Annotated in this window: 11 protein-coding genes; 8 read left to right on the top strand and 3 right to left on the bottom strand. The window is 68.0% G+C overall.

Annotation, left to right across the window (positions count from 1 at the left end; translation table 11 throughout):
• Position 1: 1 nt before the first annotated feature.
• The 3 genes from LQ564_RS22175 to xylF form a co-directional block, all read right to left on the bottom strand.
• Positions 2-1,177: a sugar ABC transporter permease gene (locus LQ564_RS22175; RefSeq protein ID WP_231060287.1), complete on the bottom strand. Its 1,176-nt coding sequence runs from the start codon at positions 1,175-1,177 to the stop codon at positions 2-4.
• Positions 1,178-1,184: 7 nt separating this feature from the next.
• Positions 1,185-2,720 (bottom strand): D-xylose ABC transporter ATP-binding protein, encoded by a 1,536-nt coding sequence (gene xylG / locus LQ564_RS22170; RefSeq protein WP_231060286.1) that lies wholly within the window; start codon positions 2,718-2,720, stop codon positions 1,185-1,187.
• 93 nt (positions 2,721-2,813) lie between these two features.
• Positions 2,814-3,779: a D-xylose ABC transporter substrate-binding protein gene (gene xylF / locus LQ564_RS22165; protein ID WP_231060416.1), complete on the bottom strand. Its 966-nt coding sequence runs from the start codon at positions 3,777-3,779 to the stop codon at positions 2,814-2,816.
• A gap of 341 nt (positions 3,780-4,120) precedes the next feature.
• Between xylF and xylB the strand changes: the two genes are divergently transcribed.
• The 8 genes from xylB (at position 4,121) to LQ564_RS22125 (ending at position 19,147) form a co-directional block, all read left to right on the top strand.
• On the top strand, positions 4,121-5,617 hold the full coding sequence (gene xylB, locus LQ564_RS22160) for a xylulokinase (protein ID WP_231060285.1): 1,497 nt from the start codon (positions 4,121-4,123) through the stop codon (positions 5,615-5,617).
• 35 nt (positions 5,618-5,652) lie between these two features.
• Positions 5,653-6,975, top strand: coding sequence for a xylose isomerase (gene xylA, locus LQ564_RS22155; RefSeq protein ID WP_231060284.1), 1,323 nt, complete (start codon positions 5,653-5,655; stop codon positions 6,973-6,975).
• Positions 6,976-7,050: 75 nt separating this feature from the next.
• Complete coding sequence (locus tag LQ564_RS22150) at positions 7,051-7,797, top strand: FadR/GntR family transcriptional regulator (protein ID WP_231060283.1); 747 nt, start codon at positions 7,051-7,053, stop codon at positions 7,795-7,797.
• 66 nt (positions 7,798-7,863) lie between these two features.
• Positions 7,864-10,227 carry a pectinesterase family protein gene (locus LQ564_RS22145; protein WP_231060282.1) on the top strand — a complete coding sequence of 788 codons (2,364 nt, stop codon included), beginning with the start codon at positions 7,864-7,866 and terminating at the stop codon, positions 10,225-10,227.
• Positions 10,228-10,256: 29 nt separating this feature from the next.
• A complete protein-coding gene (locus tag LQ564_RS22140) occupies positions 10,257-11,882 on the top strand; it encodes a glycoside hydrolase family 43 protein (RefSeq protein WP_231060281.1) in 1,626 nt (541 codons plus the stop codon).
• A gap of 12 nt (positions 11,883-11,894) precedes the next feature.
• Positions 11,895-13,274, top strand: coding sequence for a glycoside hydrolase family 88/105 protein (locus LQ564_RS22135; RefSeq protein WP_231060280.1), 1,380 nt, complete (start codon positions 11,895-11,897; stop codon positions 13,272-13,274).
• Positions 13,271-15,076, top strand: a complete 1,806-nt coding sequence (locus tag LQ564_RS22130; protein WP_231060279.1) for a glycoside hydrolase family 28 protein — start codon at positions 13,271-13,273, stop codon at positions 15,074-15,076. The genes LQ564_RS22135 and LQ564_RS22130 overlap by 4 nt, the downstream gene beginning before the upstream one ends.
• A 273-nt stretch (positions 15,077-15,349) precedes the next feature.
• Positions 15,350-19,147 (top strand): TonB-dependent receptor, encoded by a 3,798-nt coding sequence (locus LQ564_RS22125; RefSeq protein ID WP_231060278.1) that lies wholly within the window; start codon positions 15,350-15,352, stop codon positions 19,145-19,147.
• Positions 19,148-19,544: the final 397 nt, after the last annotated feature.

Genomic DNA, 19,544 nt, shown 5'->3' with positions numbered 1-19,544 from the left:
TTCAACGGCGGCCGCTGCGGGTCGCCACGTCCAGCCACACCGCCAGCGTCAGGATCGCGCCCTTGACGATCATCTGCCAGTAGGCGTCCACGTCCAGCATCGACATGCCGTTGTCCAGGCTGGCCATCACCAGCGCCCCGACCAGGGCGCCGTGCACGGTGCCGGCGCCGCCGCGCATCGAGGTGCCGCCGATGAAGCAGGCCGCGATCACGTCCAGCTCCCCTGACATGCCGGCCGAGGGCGAGCCGGCCGCCAGGCGCGCCGTGTTGATCAGGCCCGCCAGCGCGCACATCAGGCCCATCAGGCCGAACACCCACAGCTTCACCGCGCGCACATTGATGCCCGAGAGGCGGGTCGCCTCCATATTGCTGCCCACCGCGTAGATGCGGCGGCCGAACACGGTCTGGTGGGCGATGTAGCTGAACACGCCCAGCAGCACCAGCAGGACCAGCACCGGCAGCGGAATGCCCTCGTAGCTGTTCAGGGTCGTGATGAAGCCGGCCAGCACCGCGCCGACGATCGCGACCCGGCCCAGGCTGCGCCACATTGGCAGCACCGGCAGCTGGTGGCGCGCCTGGTTCAGGCGCTGGCGCCAGGCCAGCACCGCGGCCAGCACGAACAGGGCCAGGCCCAGGGCGATGCCGAAGCCCGGCGGCAGGTAGGCCTGGCCCAGCTGCTCGAATTCCGGCGAGACCGGTGCGATGGTCGAGCCGTCCGTGATCCCCAGCACGATGCCGCGGTAGGCCAGCATGCCCCCCAGGCCGACAATGAAGGAGGGTATGCCCGCATAGGCCGTCAGGTAGCCGTTGACGAAGCCGAGCAGCAGGCCGCTGCCCAGCACGATGGCCATCGACAGCGGCAGCGGCAGGCCGTGCACGACGTCGAGCACCGCCGCCATCCCGCCCAGCAGGCCGAGTAGTGAGCCGACCGAGAGGTCGATCTCGCCGGCGATGATGACGAACACCATGCCGCAGGCGAGGATGCCGGTCACCGACATCTGGCGCATCAGGTTCGAGATGTTGCGCGCCGAGGTGAAGCCGCCGTCGGTCTTCCAGCTGAAGAAGATCCAGATCAGCGCGATCGCCACCAGAAGGGCCAGGATCTTGTACTGCGTGAAAATCTGCTTGAGGTTGAGCGGCGCACGCCCCGCCCCCACCCCAGCCGCCTGTATGTTCATGTGTGCCTTATCCATGTTGGTTTCCCTGTCCGATTGCAGCGGCCAGCACCATCTCCTGGGTCAGGCCTTGATTCACGAAATTCCCGCGCAGCTTCCCTTCGCCCATCACCAGCACGCGGTCGGACACGCCCAGCACCTCGGCCAGTTCGGACGAGACCATGATGATGGCGATGCCCTGGGCCGCCAGTTCGAGCATCAGTTTGTAGATCTCGAACTTGGCGCCGACGTCCACGCCGCGCGTGGGCTCGTCCAGGATCAGCACCTTCGGCTGCGTCAGCAGCATCTTGGCCAGCACCGCCTTTTGCTGGTTGCCGCCCGAGAGGGCCGTGATTGGCAGCGCCGGGCTGGCGGTTTTCAGGCCCATGCGCCGGATCTGCGTGTCCACTTCGCGCGACTCGCGCGAATCGTCGATGCGCGACAGCGAGGAAAAGCGCTCCAGCACCGACAGGGTGATGTTCTGGCCCACCGACAGGTCGCGCACGATGCCGTGCTGCTTGCGGTCTTCCGGCACCAGCGCGAAGCCGGCCCGGATCGCCTTCAATGGCGACGAGGTGTCGACCCGCGCGCCCTCCAGCCACACCTCCCCCTCGCTGGGGCCGTCGTAGGCGCCGAAAATGGCGGTCACCAGTTCGGTGCGCCCTGCTCCCACCAGGCCGGCGATGCCAAGGATCTCGCCGCGCCGCACCTCGAAGGAGACGTCGTCGACCTTCTTGCGGCGCGGCTGGTCCGGGTCGCGGCAGGTGATGTGGCGCGCCTCCATCACCACCTCGCCCACCGTGTGCGGCAGGCTCGGATACAGCTGGTTCAGCTCGCGCCCGCACATCTGGGCGATGATGCGGTCGACGTTCATCTCGCGCATCGGGGTGGTCGCGATGTGCTTGCCGTCGCGGATGACGACGATGGTGTCGCAGATCGCCGCCACCTCTTCCAGCTTGTGCGAGATGTAGACGCAGGCCACGCCCCTGGCCTTCAGGTCGCGCACGATCTCGAGCAGCACCTCGATCTCGGCGGCCGTGAGCGAGGCCGACGGTTCGTCCAGGATCAGGAGTCGCGCCTGCTTGTTCAGGGCCTTGCCGATCTCGATCAGTTGCTGGTGGCCGCCGCCATAGTTCTTCACCGGCAGCACCACGTTCACGTCGGGCAGCTTCAGCTCGCGCAGGATGTCCTCGGCGCGCCGGTTCATGGCCGGATAGTCGAGGCGGCCGCCCGGCAGGGTGGGCTCGTTACCGAGGAAGATGTTCTCGGCCACCGACAGCTCGGGCACCAGCATCAGTTCCTGGTGGATGATGATGATGCCGGCGGCCTCGGTCTCGCGCACCGAGCGCGCGCGCAGCGGCCGGCCGTCGAACAGGATCTCGCCGTCCCAGCTGCCGTGCGGGTAGACGGCGGACAGTACTTTCATCAGGGTCGACTTGCCGGCGCCGTTCTCGCCGCACAGGCCGATGCACTCGCCGGAACGGATCGCCAGGTCGATGCCGTCGAGCGCGGGGACACCGTCGAATCGCTTCGCGATGCCCTTCATTTCGAGGAGAATAGGTGACATTCGGGTCCGCTCAGGGTGACCGCCGCCCCACCGCGCCGCCGCAGGGAGCGGACACGGCGCGCCGCGGCGACGCGGGTTGCACGGGGGCTGGGCTTATTTCCCGGCCAGCTGGTTCTGCGTGTAGAAGCCGTCCTTGACCAGGACGTCCACGTTCGACTTGTTCAGCAGGACCGGCTTGAGCAGCAGGCTGTCGACATTCTTGAAGCCGTTGTTGAGCTGGGCGTTGTAGGCGGGCTTCTGGTTGCGCACCAGCTGCACTGCGAGGTTGGCGGCGCTGGTGGCGATCTGGCGCAGCGGCTTGTAGACGGTCATGGTCTGGGTGCCGGCGATCACGCGGCGCACCGCCGCCAGGTCCGCATCCTGCCCCGAGACCACCACCTTGCCGGCCAGCTTCTGGGTCGACAGGGCCTGGATCGCGCCGCCGGCGGTGGCGTCGTTGGAGGCGACCACGGCGTCGATCTTGTTGCCGTTGGCGGTCAGCGCGTTCTCGACGATGGCCATGGCTTCCGAGGCGCTCCAGTCCTTGACCCACTGCTTGCCGACGATTCGGATGTCGCCCTTGTCCGCCAGCGGCTGCAGCACCTTCAATTGGCCCTCGCGCAGGATCTTGGCGTTGTTGTCGGTCGGGGCGCCGCCCAGCAGGTAGTAGTTGCCCTTCGGTTTTTGCGCCACCAGCGACTGCGCCTGCAGCTCGCCGACCGCCTTGTTGTCGAAGGAGATGTAGGCGTCGACATCGGCGTTCAGGATCAGGCGGTCGTAGGAGACCACCTTGATCTTCGCCTTCTTCGCTTCGCGGATGGCGCTGTTCAAGACCGTCGAGTTGTAGGGCACGATCACCAGCACGTCGACGCCGCGCGAAATCAGGTTCTCGATCTGGGCGATCTGTCGCTGCTCGCTGGCGTCGGCCGACTGCACGTAGACCTTGGCGCCCAGCTTCTCGGCGGCAGCAAGGAAGTAGTCGCGGTCGCGCGCCCAGCGTTCCAGGCGCAGGTCGTCGATCGAGAAGCCGATCTTCGGATTCTTCGCGTCCGCATGGGCGAAGCCCGCCGAGAACATCATGGAACCTGCGACGCAGGTCAGTCCGATCGCCTTGATGAGGTGTTTCATATTGCGTCTCCTGTGAATTTTATTCGCCTGCCGGCGCCGTCCTGGACCGGCAGGTCACGGGCACTATCTTTACACCCGCTGTTATCGCCATCATACGAGTCTATGCGGGGCCTTCCCGGACTGTCAAATCGATAATGACCGAGGGGCGTTATGAAATTTCGTCCGGCCCCAAAAAGCCCTGTTCCACTCTCATGGCAGCCCTTATGCTGTGTTCGCGGTCGGGTACGACGGGCCGCATGAACCAACGATTGGAGACAGCTGTGCGCAGTGCTTTATTCACGGAGGGCCGCTAGATGTACCTCGGTATCGACCTCGGCACCTCAGAAGTCAAATTGCTCCTGATGGAGGACAACGGCAACGTCGCCGCCACCACCGGCGTGGCGCTCACGGTCTCGCGCCCGAAAGCGCAATGGTCGGAACAGGACCCGGGCCAGTGGTGGGACGCCACCTGCGCGGCGATCCGCCAGCTGCGCGCTTCGCACGGTGAAGCGCTCGCCGCCGTGCGCGCGATCGGCCTGTCCGGGCAGATGCACGGCGCCGTGCTGCTCGACGCCGGGGACCGCGTGCTGCGCCCCGCCATCCTGTGGAACGACGGCCGCAGCCACCTCGAATGCGCGGAACTCCTGGAGCGCGAGCCACGCCTGCCCGAGATCACCGGCAACCTGGCCATGCCGGGATTCACGGCGCCCAAGCTGGCGTGGGTGCGCAAGCACGAACCCGAGATCTTTGCGCGGACCGCGAGCGTGCTGCTGCCCAAGGATTACCTGCGCTTCAAGCTCACCGGCGAAAAAGTGTCCGAGATGTCGGACGCCGCCGGCACCCTGTGGCTGGACGTCGGGCAGCGCGACTGGTCGGACGCCATGCTGGAAGCGACCGGCTTGAGCCGCGCGCACATGCCGCGCCTGGTCGAGGGCAGCGCATCGTCCGGCCTGCTGCGCAGCGAGATCGCCCAGGAATGGGGAATGCGTGAAGACGTGATCGTGGCCGGCGGCGGCGGCGACAATGCCGCCAGCGCGGTCGGCATCGGCGCCACCCGCCCCGGCGACGGCTTCCTCTCGCTCGGCACCTCGGGCGTGCTGTTCGTCGTCACCGACCGGCTGCGCGCCAATCCGGAATCGGCGGTGCACGCCTTCTGCCACGCCCTGCCGGGACGCTGGCACCAGATGTCGGTGATGCTGTCGGCGGCCAGCTGCCTGGCCTGGGTTACCCGCGCCACCGGCGCCGTCAGCGAAGCGGCGCTGCTGCCCGAGGTCGAGAGCCTGCCGGCGGAAGCGCTGGACGCCGCGCCGCTGTTCCTGCCCTACCTGTCGGGCGAACGCACGCCGCACAACGACCCGCATGCGCAAGGCGTGTTCTTCGGCCTCGGCCACGATACGAGCCGCGCCGCGCTGACCTACGCTGTGCTGGAAGGCGTCGCCTTCGGCCTGCTCGACGGCCTGGACGCGCTGCGCGCCGCCGGCACCGACGTGACGACGCTGTCGCTGGTCGGTGGCGGCGCCAGGAGTACCTACTGGTCGCAGCTGCTGGCCGACGTGCTGGACGTCGCCATCGTCACCCACCACGAGAGCAGCGCCGGCGCGGCGCTCGGCGCGGCGCGCCTGGCGGCGCTGGCCGACGGCCGGATCGAAGAACAGGTGTGCCCGCGCCTGGCCGTCGCCCATCGCCTCGGACCGAATCGCGAGCGGCATGCCGCCCTGAAGACCCGGCACGCACGCTTCCAGGCCCTTTATCGCCACTTGCGGCCGGTCTTCGGACACGGCGCACAGGGCGCCAACGAACAACGGGGCTGATCGCCCCGGCACCACACATCGACACAGGAGACATCATGCAGCAACAAGCCACCATTTTCGACGACATCGCCCCGGTACGCTTCGAAGGCGTCGACAGCGACAACGCCCTCGCCTTCCGCTTCTATGAAAAGGACCGCATGGTCCTCGGCAAGCGCATGGAAGACCAGTTGCGCATCGCCGCCTGCTACTGGCACAACTTCTGCTGGACCGGCCTCGACCCCTTCGGCGGCCAGACCTTCATGCGGCCCTGGTTCGAAGGCGGCGCCCCGCTCGCGCTGGCCGAGCAGAAGGCGGTGCAGGCCTTCGAATTCCTGAAGCGCATCGACGTGCCCTACTACTGCTTTCACGACCGCGACGTCGCACCGGAAGGCGCGACACCACGCGAGAGCCGCGAGAACTTCCTGCACATGGTCGAGCAGCTGGCCGGCCACCAGGAACGCACCGGCATCAAGCTGCTGTGGGGCACCGCCAACCTGTTCAGCCACCGCCGCTACATGTCGGGCGCCGGCAGCAATCCGGATCCGGAAATCTTCGCGCTCGGCGCGCTGCAGGTGCGCGACGCCATGAACGCGACCAAGCAGCTGGGCGGCGAGAACTACGTGCTGTGGGGCGGCCGCGAAGGCTACGAGACCCTGCTCAACACGAACATGGGCCAGGAACTGGACCAGCTGGGCCGCTTCCTCAACCTGGCGGTCGAGCACAAGCACAAGATCGGCTTCAAGGGCGCGATCCTGATCGAGCCGAAGCCGCGCGAGCCGAGCAAGCACCAGTACGACTTCGACACCGCCACCGTGTACGGCTTCCTGAAGCGCTACGGCCTGGAGAATGAAGTCAAGGTCAACATCGAAGCCAACCACGCGACCCTGTCCGGCCACAGTTTCGAGCACGAAATCGCGACCGCCTCCGCGCTCGGCATCTTCGGCAGCCTGGATATCAACCGCGGCGACGCCCAGCTGGGCTGGGACACCGACCAGTTCCCGAACAACGTGCCGGAAACCGCGCTCGCGCTGTACTACGTGATGCAGGCCGGCGGCTTCACCACCGGCGGCTGCAACTTCGACGCCAAGGTGCGGCGCCAGTCGATCGACCCGGTCGACCTGATCCTGGGCCACGTCGGCGCCATGGACGTGCTGGCGCGCGGCCTGCTCGAAGCCGAGAAGCTGATCAACGACGGCCGCCTGGCCGGCGAACTGGAACGCCGCTACAAGGGCTGGCAGGCGCCGCTGGGCCAGGACATCATGAAAGGAAGCATCGACCTGGACGGCCTGGCCGAACACGTCCTGAACCGCAACCAGGACGTGCAGCCGGTGTCGGGGCGCCAGGAATACCTGGAGAATCTGGTCAACCGCATCCTCTGACGCAGGACCGGCATTGGGACGGCAGGCGCCGATCCCGATGCTTCATCATAAAAGCAAGCCACCACAGACAGGGGCATGATGGAGACAAACAGCATTCCCGCCGCCGGCCGCCTGCACCCGCACGCGATCCACGCGGCAGCGGGCCAGCCGGCGCGCCACGATCCGCGCCGCTACCGCCAGGTGGCCGAGCGCATCTGCGCGCTGGCCACCGAATCCGGCATCAGGCCGGGCCAGCGCCTGCCGTCCGAGCGCGAACTGGCGGCCGCCCTCGCGGTGAGCCGCGCCACCCTGCGCCAGGCCCTGACTTCGCTCGAACTGGGCGGCATCGTCGAAGTGCGGTCCTGTTCCGGCGTCTACCTGCGCGCCACCCTGCAGGCCGCCCAGGCGCCCGGCCCCGGCCCCTTCGAGCTGCTGTCGGCGCGGCGCATGATCGAACCGGAACTGGCGGCGATGGCCGCGCGGGTCGCGACCGACGCCAATATCGACGCCCTGCTGGCCGCCGCCGAGGCGATGGAACGGGTCCGGCGCGAGGAGCCGTTCGACGCCGCCGCCTGCGAGCTGGCCGACCGCCATTTCCACCTGACGCTCGCAGGCGCCACCGGCAACGGGGCGCTGGCAAGCGTGCTGGAACACCTGTGGAGCCAGCGCGGCGGCCTGTGGCAGACGCTCGCGCAGCTGTTCGAGACCGAGCTGCTGCGCGACGAAACGATCGCCGACTACCGCCGCATCGTCCAGGCGATCGCCGCGCGCGACCCCAGCGGCGCGCGCCATGCCATGCGCACGCACCTGGAACGCTATGCTCGCGCCCTGTCGCGCGGCTGAACAACCATATGAGGACGCCGGGGCCGTCATCCGCCCACGCGATCTGAAACAACGGAGACAAGGAACATGAGTTCGCAAACGCGTGGCAAGCGCGCGGCGAGGACCGCCTCGATCGCCGCCCTGCTGATTGCCGCCACCTGCGCCCCGGCGCTGGCCTGCCCGACGGCCAGCGCCTGGTGCGACGATTTCGAAGCCGCAGCCACAACCTGGCGCCTGGATGGCGGCGGCGCGGTGCGGCTGCACGCCGAGACCGGCGCCGGCAACCGCGTCTTGCTGCTGGCGCCGGGCGCCGCCGCGCGGCCCGCCGATCCGGCCGCGCACAAGGCCGCTACCGGCGAAACCTTCGTCGAAGCGCGCCTGCGGCCGGCCAGCCTGGGCGAGGCGCCGCGCCGCGCCGTCGTGCTGGTGCGCTATGCCGACCCGCGCAACTGGGTCGGCGCCGCCGTCAACATCATCCCGGGTCGCCCCAAGATGGCGGTGGAACTGGTCCAGATGCGCGACGGCGGATTGACGCGGCTGCGCCAGATGGGACACGACACCGCGCCGCCAGGTGGCTACCAGACCCTGCGCGTCGAGTTGGCGCGCAACGAACTGGCCGCCTGGCTGGATGGCGAACGCGTGTCCGTCGCCCTTCCGTCCCCCGCGCCCGCGGGCGGCCCCGCGCTGCTGGCGCAGGAGGGCGACTTCGCATTCGACGACCTGCGCATCGGCCCCGCCGGTGAGAAGCCGGGCCGCATCGCGCTGGCCCAGCGCAGCGCCGGCATCGGCCTGCACGCCGGGGAAACGGTGCGCTATCCGCTCAGCGCCCTGGCCGGCGACGGCGCGACGCCGCTGCCGCTCGCCGCCGCCATCGACGACCCGGCGCTGGCGCAGGTCGCTGTCGATGGCAACACCCTGGTGGTCACGGGCCGCCGTGCCGGCAACGCCGTCGTCACGGTATCCGACGCGCGCGACCGCAACGTCGCTACCGCGATCGGCCTGAAGGTCGGCCCGGCCTTCGCCGCCGCCGGCGACGCCGCGGCCTTGCGCGGCCGGCTGGCGCCCGCCGGCGCCGACGTCCAGCCCGACACCCTGCTGCGCATCCGCTTCGACGCCGCGCCGGCCCTGGGCTCGAGCGGCTCGGTACGCGTCTACCGCGCCGCGGATCGCTCGCTGGTCGACGTCATCCGCCTCGGCGAGGAAGCCGACGCCATCGGGCCGCGCGAGGCCGCCTTCAAGCGGGTCGTGCGCGGCAGTCCGATCCGCGTCGACGGCCTGGACGCCGTGATCCGGCTGCACAGCGACCGCCTGGACTACGGCACCGAATACCTGGTCGAGGTCGACGCCGGCCTCGTGCCTGACGGCCGTATCGGCGGCCAGGCGTTCGCGGGCATCGGCCAGGCCGCCGGCTGGCGCTTCCGCACCCGCGCCCAGGCGCCGGTCGGACGCGAGTTCACCGTCGACGACGACGGCCCGGCCGACTTCCGCACCGTGCAGGGCGCCCTGAACCACGTGATGCGCGCGGTGCCACGTGCCGAACCGGTCACCATCCGCATCGCCAACGGCCGCTACGAGGAACTGCTTTACCTGCGCGTCAAGGACAACGTACGCCTGCACGGCGAAAGCCGCGACGGCGTCGTCATCGGCGCGGTCAACAACGACGGCGTCAACCCTGGCGCGGGCAGCGGCCAGCCGGCGTCGTCGCCGGCGGCGAGCGGCGGACGCTCGGTGTTCCTGGCCGAGGATGCCGACCTGCTGGCGCTGGACCGGCTCACCGTCATCAACCGCACCGTGCGTGTAAAAAGCTTCGGCGGCCAGGCCGAGGCCCTGCACTACAGCAGCGACCGCGGCCGCCTGAGGGTGGTCGATGCCGCCTTCTGGAGCGAGCAGGACACGATCCTGGTGCGCGGCTATGCCTGGTTCTACCGCAGCCTCATCGCCGGGAACGTCGACTTCATCTGGGGCACCAACCGCGCCGCCCTGTTCGAGGAAAGCGAGATCCGCACCGTGGGCGACAGCGCCCAGCCCAAGGGCGGCGGCTACATCGTGCAGGCGCGTACGGTCGACCCGAATGAGGCCGGCTTCGTGTTCCTGAACAGCCGCCTGACCCACGGCCCCGGCCCGGCCGGCAACGACGTGCCGATTGGCGCTGCCTGGCTGGCGCGTCCCGGCCCCAGCGGCCAGGGCGACAAGGTCGTGTTCATCCATACCCGGATGGACAAGCACATCGCCCCGGCCGGCTGGTCGCTGCCGAAGGTCATCGCTCCCGGAGCCCAGCCTGGCGCCGGCTGGGCCGAATTCGGCAGCATGGACCTCGACGGCAAGCCGCTCGACCTGAGCCAACGTACTACGGGCCGCATCCTGACACCCGAACATGCCGCGCGCTACACCAGCCGCGCCCGCGTCTTCGCCGGCTACGGCGACGGCAAGGGCTGGAACCCGGCCCCCTGAACCCTTTCGACCATCCTGACAAGCACTCCATGACGACCATGACGCCACGCACCTCCACCCTCTTCCTGTCGCTCCTCCTGGCCGGCGCCGTCCATGCCGCCCCGGCCAATGTCCCCTGGGTCGCGGACCTCGGCAACGGCAAGTACCAGAACCCGATCCTGAACGCCGACTACTCGGACCCGGACGCGGTGCGCGTCGGCGACACCTATTACATGACCGCCTCGAGCTTCAACAGCGCGCCCGGCCTGCCGCTCCTGACCTCGAAGGACCTGGTCAACTGGACCCTGGTCGGCCACGCCCTGCCGAAGCAGGCGCCGGTCGAGCACTTCTCGGTGCCGCGCACCGGCGCCGGCGTATGGGCGCCGTCATTGCGCCACCACGACGGCAAGTTCTGGATCTTCTACCCGGACCCGGACCACGGCATCTACGTGACCACCGCCACCAGCTTCACCGGTCCGTGGAGCGAGCCGCACCTGCTACTGCCCGGCAAGGGCATCATCGACCCGGCCCCGCTGTGGGACGAGGACGGCAAGGCCTGGCTGGTGCACGCCTGGGCCAAGAGCCGCGCCGGCAAGAACAACATCATCACCCTGCGCAGCATGTCCCCGGACGGCAAGCGCCTGCTCGACAGCGAAGGCAAGGTCATCGTCGACGGCAACAAGCTGCCCGGCTACCGCACCCTGGAAGGGCCGAAGCTGTACAAGCATGAAGGCTGGTACTACGTGTTCGCGCCGGCCGGCGGCGTCGAGGAAGGCTGGCAATCGGTGTTCCGTTCGCGCCGCATCGACGGCCCGTACGAAGACCGCATCGTGATGGAACAGGGACCGACCCACATCAACGGCCCGCACCAGGGCGCCTGGATGCGCGCCCAGGACGGCAAGGACTGGTTCGTGCACTTCCAGGACCGCAAGGCCTACGGCCGCGTGACCCACCTGCAGCCGATGACGTGGAAGGACGGTTGGCCGATCATCGGCCAGGAAGGGCCGAAAGCAGGCGTCGGCAACCCGGTGACGGAATGGGTGAAACCGGTCGCCGGCCAGCCAGTTGCGGTGCCGCCCACCACCGACGAATTCGCCGGCAAGACGCTCGGCCTGCAGTGGCAGTGGAACGCCAATCCGCAAGCCGGCTGGCATTCGCTCACGGCCCGCCCCGGCTTCCTGCGCCTGCCCGTCGCCGCCTTCCCGGAAACCAGGGGCTATGTGCGCGCCGCGCCGAACATCCTGACCCAGAAGCTGCCCGCCACCGCCTTCACGGTCGATACCCGCATCGAGCTGCAAAAGGCGGCGGACGGCGACCGCGCGGGCCTGATCCTGAACGGCCAGACCTATGCCGCCATCGGCCTGCGCCGGCAGAACGGCGCGCTGCAGCTGGTCTACACCGTGTGCGAGCCGGTCAAGCCGCGCTGCCAGGAAACCGAAACCGTCCTGCTGGCGAAGGCGCCGAACACCGTCAACCTGCGCATGACGATGGCGGAAGGCGCCCAGGCGCGCTTCTTCTACAGCGTGGACGGCAAGGACTTCACGCCGGCCGGCGCATCCTTCGCCGCGACCAAGGGCCACTGGGTCGGCGCCCAGATGGGCCTGTACAGCGCCAGCGATGCCGCCAGGGCCTCCGGCGCCCACATGGATGTCGACTACTTCCGCGTGAGCCGGTAAGTAGAGCAGACGATGAAGAAGACCATTCCCTTGCTGCTGGCCGTGCTGTTCGCGGCCGGCGCGCTTGATACGGCCAATGCGTCCGGGCCTTACCGCAACCCGGACAACAAGAACCTGAAGGACCCGCTGGAAGGGACCTATCCGGTGCCCTACAAGCTGCCGGTGGTTGCCGAGATCACCGCCCAGCTCGAGCGGGTGCGCGACTTCGTCGACCGCGCCACGCCGAGCCGCATCGTGGACAAGCAGACCGGCGACCAGGTCACCGACTTCACCCAGCCGATCGCCGGCGCTATCGTCGCGCCTTCGCCCAACGATTTCGGCATCATGAACTACGAGATGGGCGTGGTGCACGCGGGCCTGATGAACATGCGCGCGCTCACGGGCGACGCGCGCTGGACCGCGCTGACCGAGCGCCACCTGGCCTTCTTCGCGGAGCGCACGCCCTACTTCCGCGCCCAGGAGGCGCAGTTCAAGCTGGGCCGCGCCAACAGCTTCGCGCGCTTCATCAAGCCGCATGCGCTGGACGATGCCGGCTCGATGACCGCCGCCATGATCCGCGCCCGCCTGGCCGGCATCGGGCCCGACCTGTCGGCGCAGATCGCCTTCAGCGGCGACTGGGTGCACAGGCAGCAGGTGCGCCTGAAGGACGGCACCCTGGCGCGCAACCGCCCGCAGGCGTGGTCGGTGTGGGCCGACGACATGTACATGAGCATCCCGGCGCTGGCGGAACTGGGCCGCATGACGGGGCAGCGGCGCTATTACGACGACGCGGTGAAGAATGCGCTGCAGCTGTCCGGCTACCTGTTCAACCGCCAGGCCGGCCTGTACACCCACGGCATCCACCTGCACGAGCAGGACCTGCCGCAGTTCTACTGGGGCCGCGCCAACGGCTGGGCGGTGCTGGCGCTGTCCGACCTGCTCGACGTGCTGCCGAAGAACCACCCCGGCTACCAGAAGGTGCTGGCGCAGCATCGGCGCGCGCTGCGCGGCATCGCCCAGCAGCAGTCGGGCGAAGGCCTGTGGCACCAGATGCTGGACCGCCACGATTCCTTCCTCGAGACCTCCGGCAGCGCCATGTTCGTGTATGCGATCGCCCACGCCATCAACCAGGGCTGGATCAGCCCCACGACCTACGGCAGCATCGCCCAGGCCGGATGGGGCGGCGTGTCCTCGCGCATCAACCCGCACGGCGGCATCGAGGACGGCGTGGTCGCCACCACGCTGGCCGGCGACAACGTCTACTACTACAACCGCCCGGTGAGCGTGAACGCCATGGCCGGCTACGGCCCGGTGCTGCTGGCCGGCGCCGAGATCATCAAGCTGCTGAACAACCCGCGGGTCGAGATCACCGACAAGGTCAAGACCTACCACTACCGTACCAAGGCACCATGACCATGCACCCATCGAACCCGCAGCGGCGCACGCTGCTCAAAGGCGCCGGCGCCGCCTCGCTGCTTTCCCCTGGCTTCGTCATGGCCCAGGACGATCCCTGGGCGCGCGCCGACCGCATCCGCGCCCGCTTCACCAGGCCGCTCTCCTTCCCGCAGCGCGACTTCCCGATCACCGCGCACGGCGCCAAACCCTGCCGCATGGTGACCGTGCAAGCCTGGCTGGACAGCGACAGCGGCGCGAAGGCCGAGGTGCAGACGCCGGCGCCAGGCTCGCCAGATGCCTGGCCCGGCATCGATGCCGCCATCAAGGCGGCGAGCAAGGCGGGCGGCGGGCGCGTGCTGATCCCGGCCGGCCACTGGCACTGCAAGGGCCCGATCGTGCTGCTCTCGAACGTGCACGTCCACCTGGCCAAGGGCGCGCAGGTGCACTTCAGCGCCAACCCGGCCGACTACGCGAAACACGGCGAATACGACTGCGGCCCGAATGGCAAGCTGTCGCTGTCGCGCTGGCAGGGCAACGACTGCCTGAACTACACGCCGATGGTCTATGCGCGCAATCAGAAGAACATCGCGATCACGGGCGAGGACTGGACCAGCATCCTGAACGGCCAGGGTGGCGTGACTTTTGAGGACGGCAGCGGCGAGCACTGGTGGGCCTGGAGCGGCAAGACCGCCGTCAACGCGCATGCGCGCCAGGGCGTGGTCAACCCGCGCAACCCGGAATCGCTGGCCGGCCTGGCGCCCGGCTTGTCTGTGGAAGAACGCGCGCGCATCGAGACCGGCGCCAACTGGCGCAGCGACGAGAAGTTCCTGCCCGCGCTGTCCGAGGCCGGCGTGCCGGTCGAGAAGCGCGTGTTCGGCAAGGGCCACTACCTGCGTCCCTGCATGATCGAGTTCGTCGGCTGCACCGACGTGCTGATGCAGGGTTACCAGGTGACGGCCACGCCGTTCTGGATCCACCACCCGGTGGCCTGCCGCAACGTGCACATCGCCAAGGTGCGGATGGAGAGCATGGGCCCGAACTCGGACGGGTTCGACCCGGAATCCTGCGACACCGTGCTGCTGGACGACTGCCTGTTCAACACCGGCGACGACTGCATCGCGATCAAGGCCGGCAAGGGCCGCGACACGGGGTACGGCCCGACCCGCGACGTGGTAATCCAGAACAGCGTGATGAACTCGGGCCACGGCGCCGTGACCCTGGGCAGCGAGATGGGCGGCGGCATCGAGCACGTCTATGCGGAAAAGCTCGAGGTGCGCAATATGCACTGGAAGACCGACCCGCTCGGCTCGGCGGTGCGGCTGAAGACGAACATGGCGCGCGGCGGCTTCCTGCGCCACTTCCACGTGCGCGACCTGGTGCTGCCGAACGGCGTCAAGATCAAGCCCGCCTTCTACAAGCCGCTGCCGGGCAGCCCGATTCCGGCGCAGCTGGCGTCCGCCGGCGGCGGCACGGTGATCACCTTCGATTCCGACTACGCGCCGGCTTTTGATGCCATCCGCACCCGGCCCCCGCAGATTTCGGACGTCCATGTCTCGCGCATCCGCGTATCGAATGTGGCCACGCCGGAAGGGTCGTTCTCGTGCTACCAGGCCTTCGTGGTGATGGGTCCTGTCGCGCACAGCTACAACGGCAGCGAGAACAAGCCGGTGCTCCCGGTGACCAATATCAGCATCAGCGACTGCGACTTCGGCACGCCCGTCGCGGGCGACAAGCCCTGGTACGCCTACAACGTGCGCGGCTTCAAGCTGCGCAACGTCACCATCGCCGGCAAGCGCTACGACACCGACATCAGCGCCTGACTTGTTCACCTCTAGTACTTGGCGTCCACCTCGCAAGAGGAGGACGCGTCGCGTCCGTATTCATGGTCTCGTTCTGTGATTACAAAATCCGCCAACCCGCATGTCGATTCTTTCTAAAACCTTGCATGCCCATCGCTTCCAGAAAATCCTTCTGCTAGCATTTTTTACACAACGATAAATGGCCCTGCAAAGCGTCGGAAATGCACGCGACGGCAGACCAACAATCAATTCGAAAAGACGGGCGCGCTTGCCCGTATTACTGGAGACACGCTCATGACCCACGCCGCAAGGCAGGCGCCGCAAGGCCCTGTCCAGTTCACGCCATCCACACGCTGCGCGCCGACCTTGTACACGCAACCCAAGCACCTGAGCCTCGCGGTCTCGCTGGCGCTGGCCGCGCTCGTCGCGCATAACGCCGCCCACGCCCAGGCCCAGGAGACCACGCCGCAGACGCCGGCGGAGGAACTGGCCGCGGCCGATGCCAAGGTCACCCAGGTCAAGGTGGTCGCCACCCGCGCCTCGCAGCAGTCGAGCATCGAGCGCAAGAAGAACGCCGCCACCGCCATCGATTCGATCGTCGCGGAGGACGTCGGTTCGCTCCCGGACCGCAACGTCGGCGAAGCGATCTCGCGCATGTCCGGCATCGCGCTCGACCGCGGCGACTTCGGTGAAGGCGTCAGCGTCGCCGTGCGCGGCAATGGCCCCGACCTGACCCGCGTCGAACTCGACGGCCAGGGCGTGCAGTCGGCCGGCGGCACCGACCAGGCGGGCGGCGGATCGGGCCGCGGCACCGAGTTCCGCCAGCTGTCGGCGGACCTGATCAAGAGCGTGGACGTGGTCAAGGGTTCGACCGCCGACATGACCGAAGGCTCGCTGGGCGGCGGCATCCGCATCCAGACCCGCAGCGGCCTCGATTTCAAGAAGCCCTTCGCCTCGCTGCGCCTGGGCGCCTCGCAAAGCTCGCTCAACAAGAAGTGGGAGCCGGACGCCAACCTGATCCTGTCCGACAAATTCATGAACGGGCGCCTGGGCCTGCTGGCGAACGCCTCCTCGACCACGCTCGCCAACGAGGCGCACTCGGTGCAGCCGTCCAACGCCGGCCGCGCCGGCTACTACCGCCTGGCCGACTTCGACAACTCGCCGGAAAAGACCTTCACCTTCAACCCCTCCACGGTGAACCAGGCCGATTCCAATACCCGCCAGCCGATGCTGGCGTCGCCCCTGGCGGCCGGCGGCGTTTTCAACTCGAACACCCCGCTCGACATCATCACCCGCTCGGCCGCCGCCAAGACCAAAGCCGACTGCTACGCCGCCTTCCCGGTGCTCACGGCCGCCGAGACCGCGCCGATCGCATCAAGCAGCCGCGGCGCAGCCCAGGCCCAGCGCATCAACGAGCTGACCACCTGCCTGAACCAGTGGAACGACTACACGCCGTCGAACATCCGCTCCTTCGTGAAGCGCGAGGAAGACAAGCGCCAGAACCTGGACCTGCGCGCCGACTTCAAGGTCACCGACAACTTCATCGTCTACGCCAAGGGCAGCTACAACCGCCGCTACAACGACATGCACCAGCTGACCTACACGCTGGGCAACGTGAAGGTGAACCCGACCGGCGCCAACGCCGTGTACAGCCCGACCTACAACGGCCCCGCCTTTGTCGACAACCTCACCGCCGGCACCCGCGTCCCCGCCCCTGGCTCGGGCTACTACCTGTACAACTCGCCGTCAATGGCCAGCAACACCTACCTGAACGGCGCGGTGGCCAACATCGTCCCGGGTTCGATCGTCAGCGACGCCAGCCACCACCTGACCAGCTTCACGATTTCCGACGCCGGCGCGGTCACCGACCAGACCCGCGAGTATGCGAAGACGATCTCGAAGTACCTGCAGCTGGGCGGCAGCTACAAGAACGGGGGTTTGAGCGCCGAGTTCTTCGCCGGCCTGGCCAAGTCGGACTTCGAGCGCGAACAGAAGCGCATGTCGTTCACCAACTACTACGGCCCGGTCACCATGAGCGTGCTGCCGAACGGCCTGTGGGGCTACGAGGCGCCGTCCGGCAGCAACTTCGACCAGTCGAACCCGAACCAGTACACGCAAGCCTATCCGGGCGCCGCCACCGGCGCGGTCCGCACCAGCGCCACCAACACCCGCCCGGCGCCGGCCTACACCGCGGCCCAGCAGCCGCTGCTGACCCAGCAATCGAGCACCTACTACAACCCGCGCCTGATGGACAGCGAGGAGCGCACCGCCAAGCTGGACCTGACTTATCGTACGCCAGACCTTGTTCCCTTCTTCACCCGCATCAAGTCGGGCGCCAACCTGCGCGACAACATCCGCCACAGCTGGGACCCGAACTCGGGCAACAGCGGCGGCTTCACCGTCAAGGACGCGATCGGCGCCTTCGGCACGCCGGGCTATGTGCCGGCGGTCGTGCTGCCGACCCCGATCATCCGCAGCACCTTCAACGGCTGCCAGGACACCCCGGGTTCGCTCGGCGTCGGCGGCAACGCCTGCCAGTTCGGCTTCCTGCCGGGCGCCGACCCGCGCCATGGCCTGAACGGCAACACCACCTTGACGCTGGCGCAGTACCAGGCCCTGCTCAACCAGGTCCTGACCGGCCAGGCCACCAGGACCGGCTTCTTCTCGGGCGCCAAGGATCGCCCGGATGCGCTGCTGCAGAACTGGACGGAACTGGACGTCAACAAGATCTTCGAGATCGTCGGCACGCCGAACACCAACTTTAACTGCGTCAAGGAGTGCGTGGCCAGCGACGGCAAGGTCTACCAGCAGCCTTACCAGTACCTGAAGGAGCGCACCACCGCCTTCTACCTGATGGGCGACTTCAAGCTCGACCATGTTCCGTTCACCGACCGCTCCCTGCCCTTCGGCTGGGAACTCGAGGGTAACGTCGGCTATCGCTACGTGCGCAACAAGGTCAGCGGGACCGGCATGATGACCTTGTCCTCGGTCGCCATCATCCCGGGCGTCTACGATCCGCTGCGTCCGAGCGCGCCGGGCGGCGTGATCGAAAGCGCGGTCTCGATGCCGGTCGCGATCAACGAGACCAGCACCGACCACCTGCCCAGCCTGAACCTGGCGCTGTGGATGGTGCCCGACCAGTTCGTGACCCGCTACAGCGGCGCCAAGACCGTGGCGCGCCCGCCGATCAACTACCTGCTCCCGAGCGGCAACTGCAAGTACGACGAGACCCTGGCCGACCGCGACCCGAACGCCACCCAGCGCTGCAGCGGCACCATCGGCAACCCGGCCCTGCAGGCCCAGACCAACTTCAACCAGAACCTGAGCTTCGAGTGGTATCCGAACAAGGACACCATGTTCTCGATCGCCGCCTTCAAGCAGGACGGCAAGATCGGGCCGGCCATCAGCCAGGGCGTGACCAGCCTGCCGCTGGCCGGCGGCGGCAGCCTGGTGGATCCGGTCACCGGCGTGGCGCTGGGCGACATCGATTTCGATTACTCGGTATGGCAGAACGGCGCCGCCACCAAGCGCAAGGGCCTCGAATTCGGCACCAAGACGGCCTTCACCTTCCTGCCCTGGTTCCTGCGCTACACCGGCTTCGACGCCAACTACACCAAGCTGCGCTCGGCCACTTCGTCGGAGAACGTAGTCGACCTGCTCACCGGCACCCCGCTGCCGGTGGCGCGCGAATCCGCCTACTCGTACAACGCCGCGCTGTGGTACGACGACGGACGCCTGAGCGCGCGCGTGGCGCTGCAGGCGGTGGCGTCCTACTTCAACTGCCTGGCCGGCTGCGGCTCGCAGGACGCCAACAACTACCCCGCGGCCGGCGTCACCAGCGGCATGGTGCGCTTCCCGTACAACCCGGGCTCGCCGAACTTCAAGGACGCGACCCGCTTCATCGACGCCAAGATTTCGTACCGCTGGAAACCGAACATCGAATTCTTCCTGGAAGGCCGCAACCTGGGCAACGCGACCACCTCGAGCAGCCAGCAGAACTACGCGGCGTTCAGCGACGGCACGCCGAACCTGCTGGACTATGCGTATTCGGGCCGCCGGATCATGGTGGGGGTGAACTTCAGGACCTTGTAAACGCCGTATAGTCGTTGTTTAGAAAGGGGGGAAGATGCTTGCGCACCTTCGCCCCTTTTTTATTACCGGCCCAAAGCGTCCCGTAGAGGGTGTGAAAAAACCGCCAGGGCAAGGCGCGCCGTCGAAGACAGTACACTTGTACGGCGAGACGGCGCAACGCAGCCATGGCGGAATTTTTCACACCCTCGTAGGGTGGGCGGCTCCACTCCGATAGGTGATCCGCTCGCGGGCAATGCGCCGCCCACGCGGTCAACCGGCGCATGAATGGACGCATCGTCTGCTCGGATGGGAGTTGACCGCGTGGGCGGCGTTCACGCAGTGGGTTTGCACATCGCAGGGTGGAGCCGCCCACCCTACGAACCCCAGGCATGGTGCGTGGAGACGACATCGATACGCA

Origin of the sequence: Massilia phyllostachyos (assembly GCF_021044825.1) — a bacterium.
GTDB lineage: Bacteria > Pseudomonadota > Gammaproteobacteria > Burkholderiales > Burkholderiaceae_D > Telluria > Telluria phyllostachyos.
The sequence above is the reverse complement of the archived record's forward strand: the minus strand, read 5'-3'. Positions and strand labels throughout refer to the sequence as shown.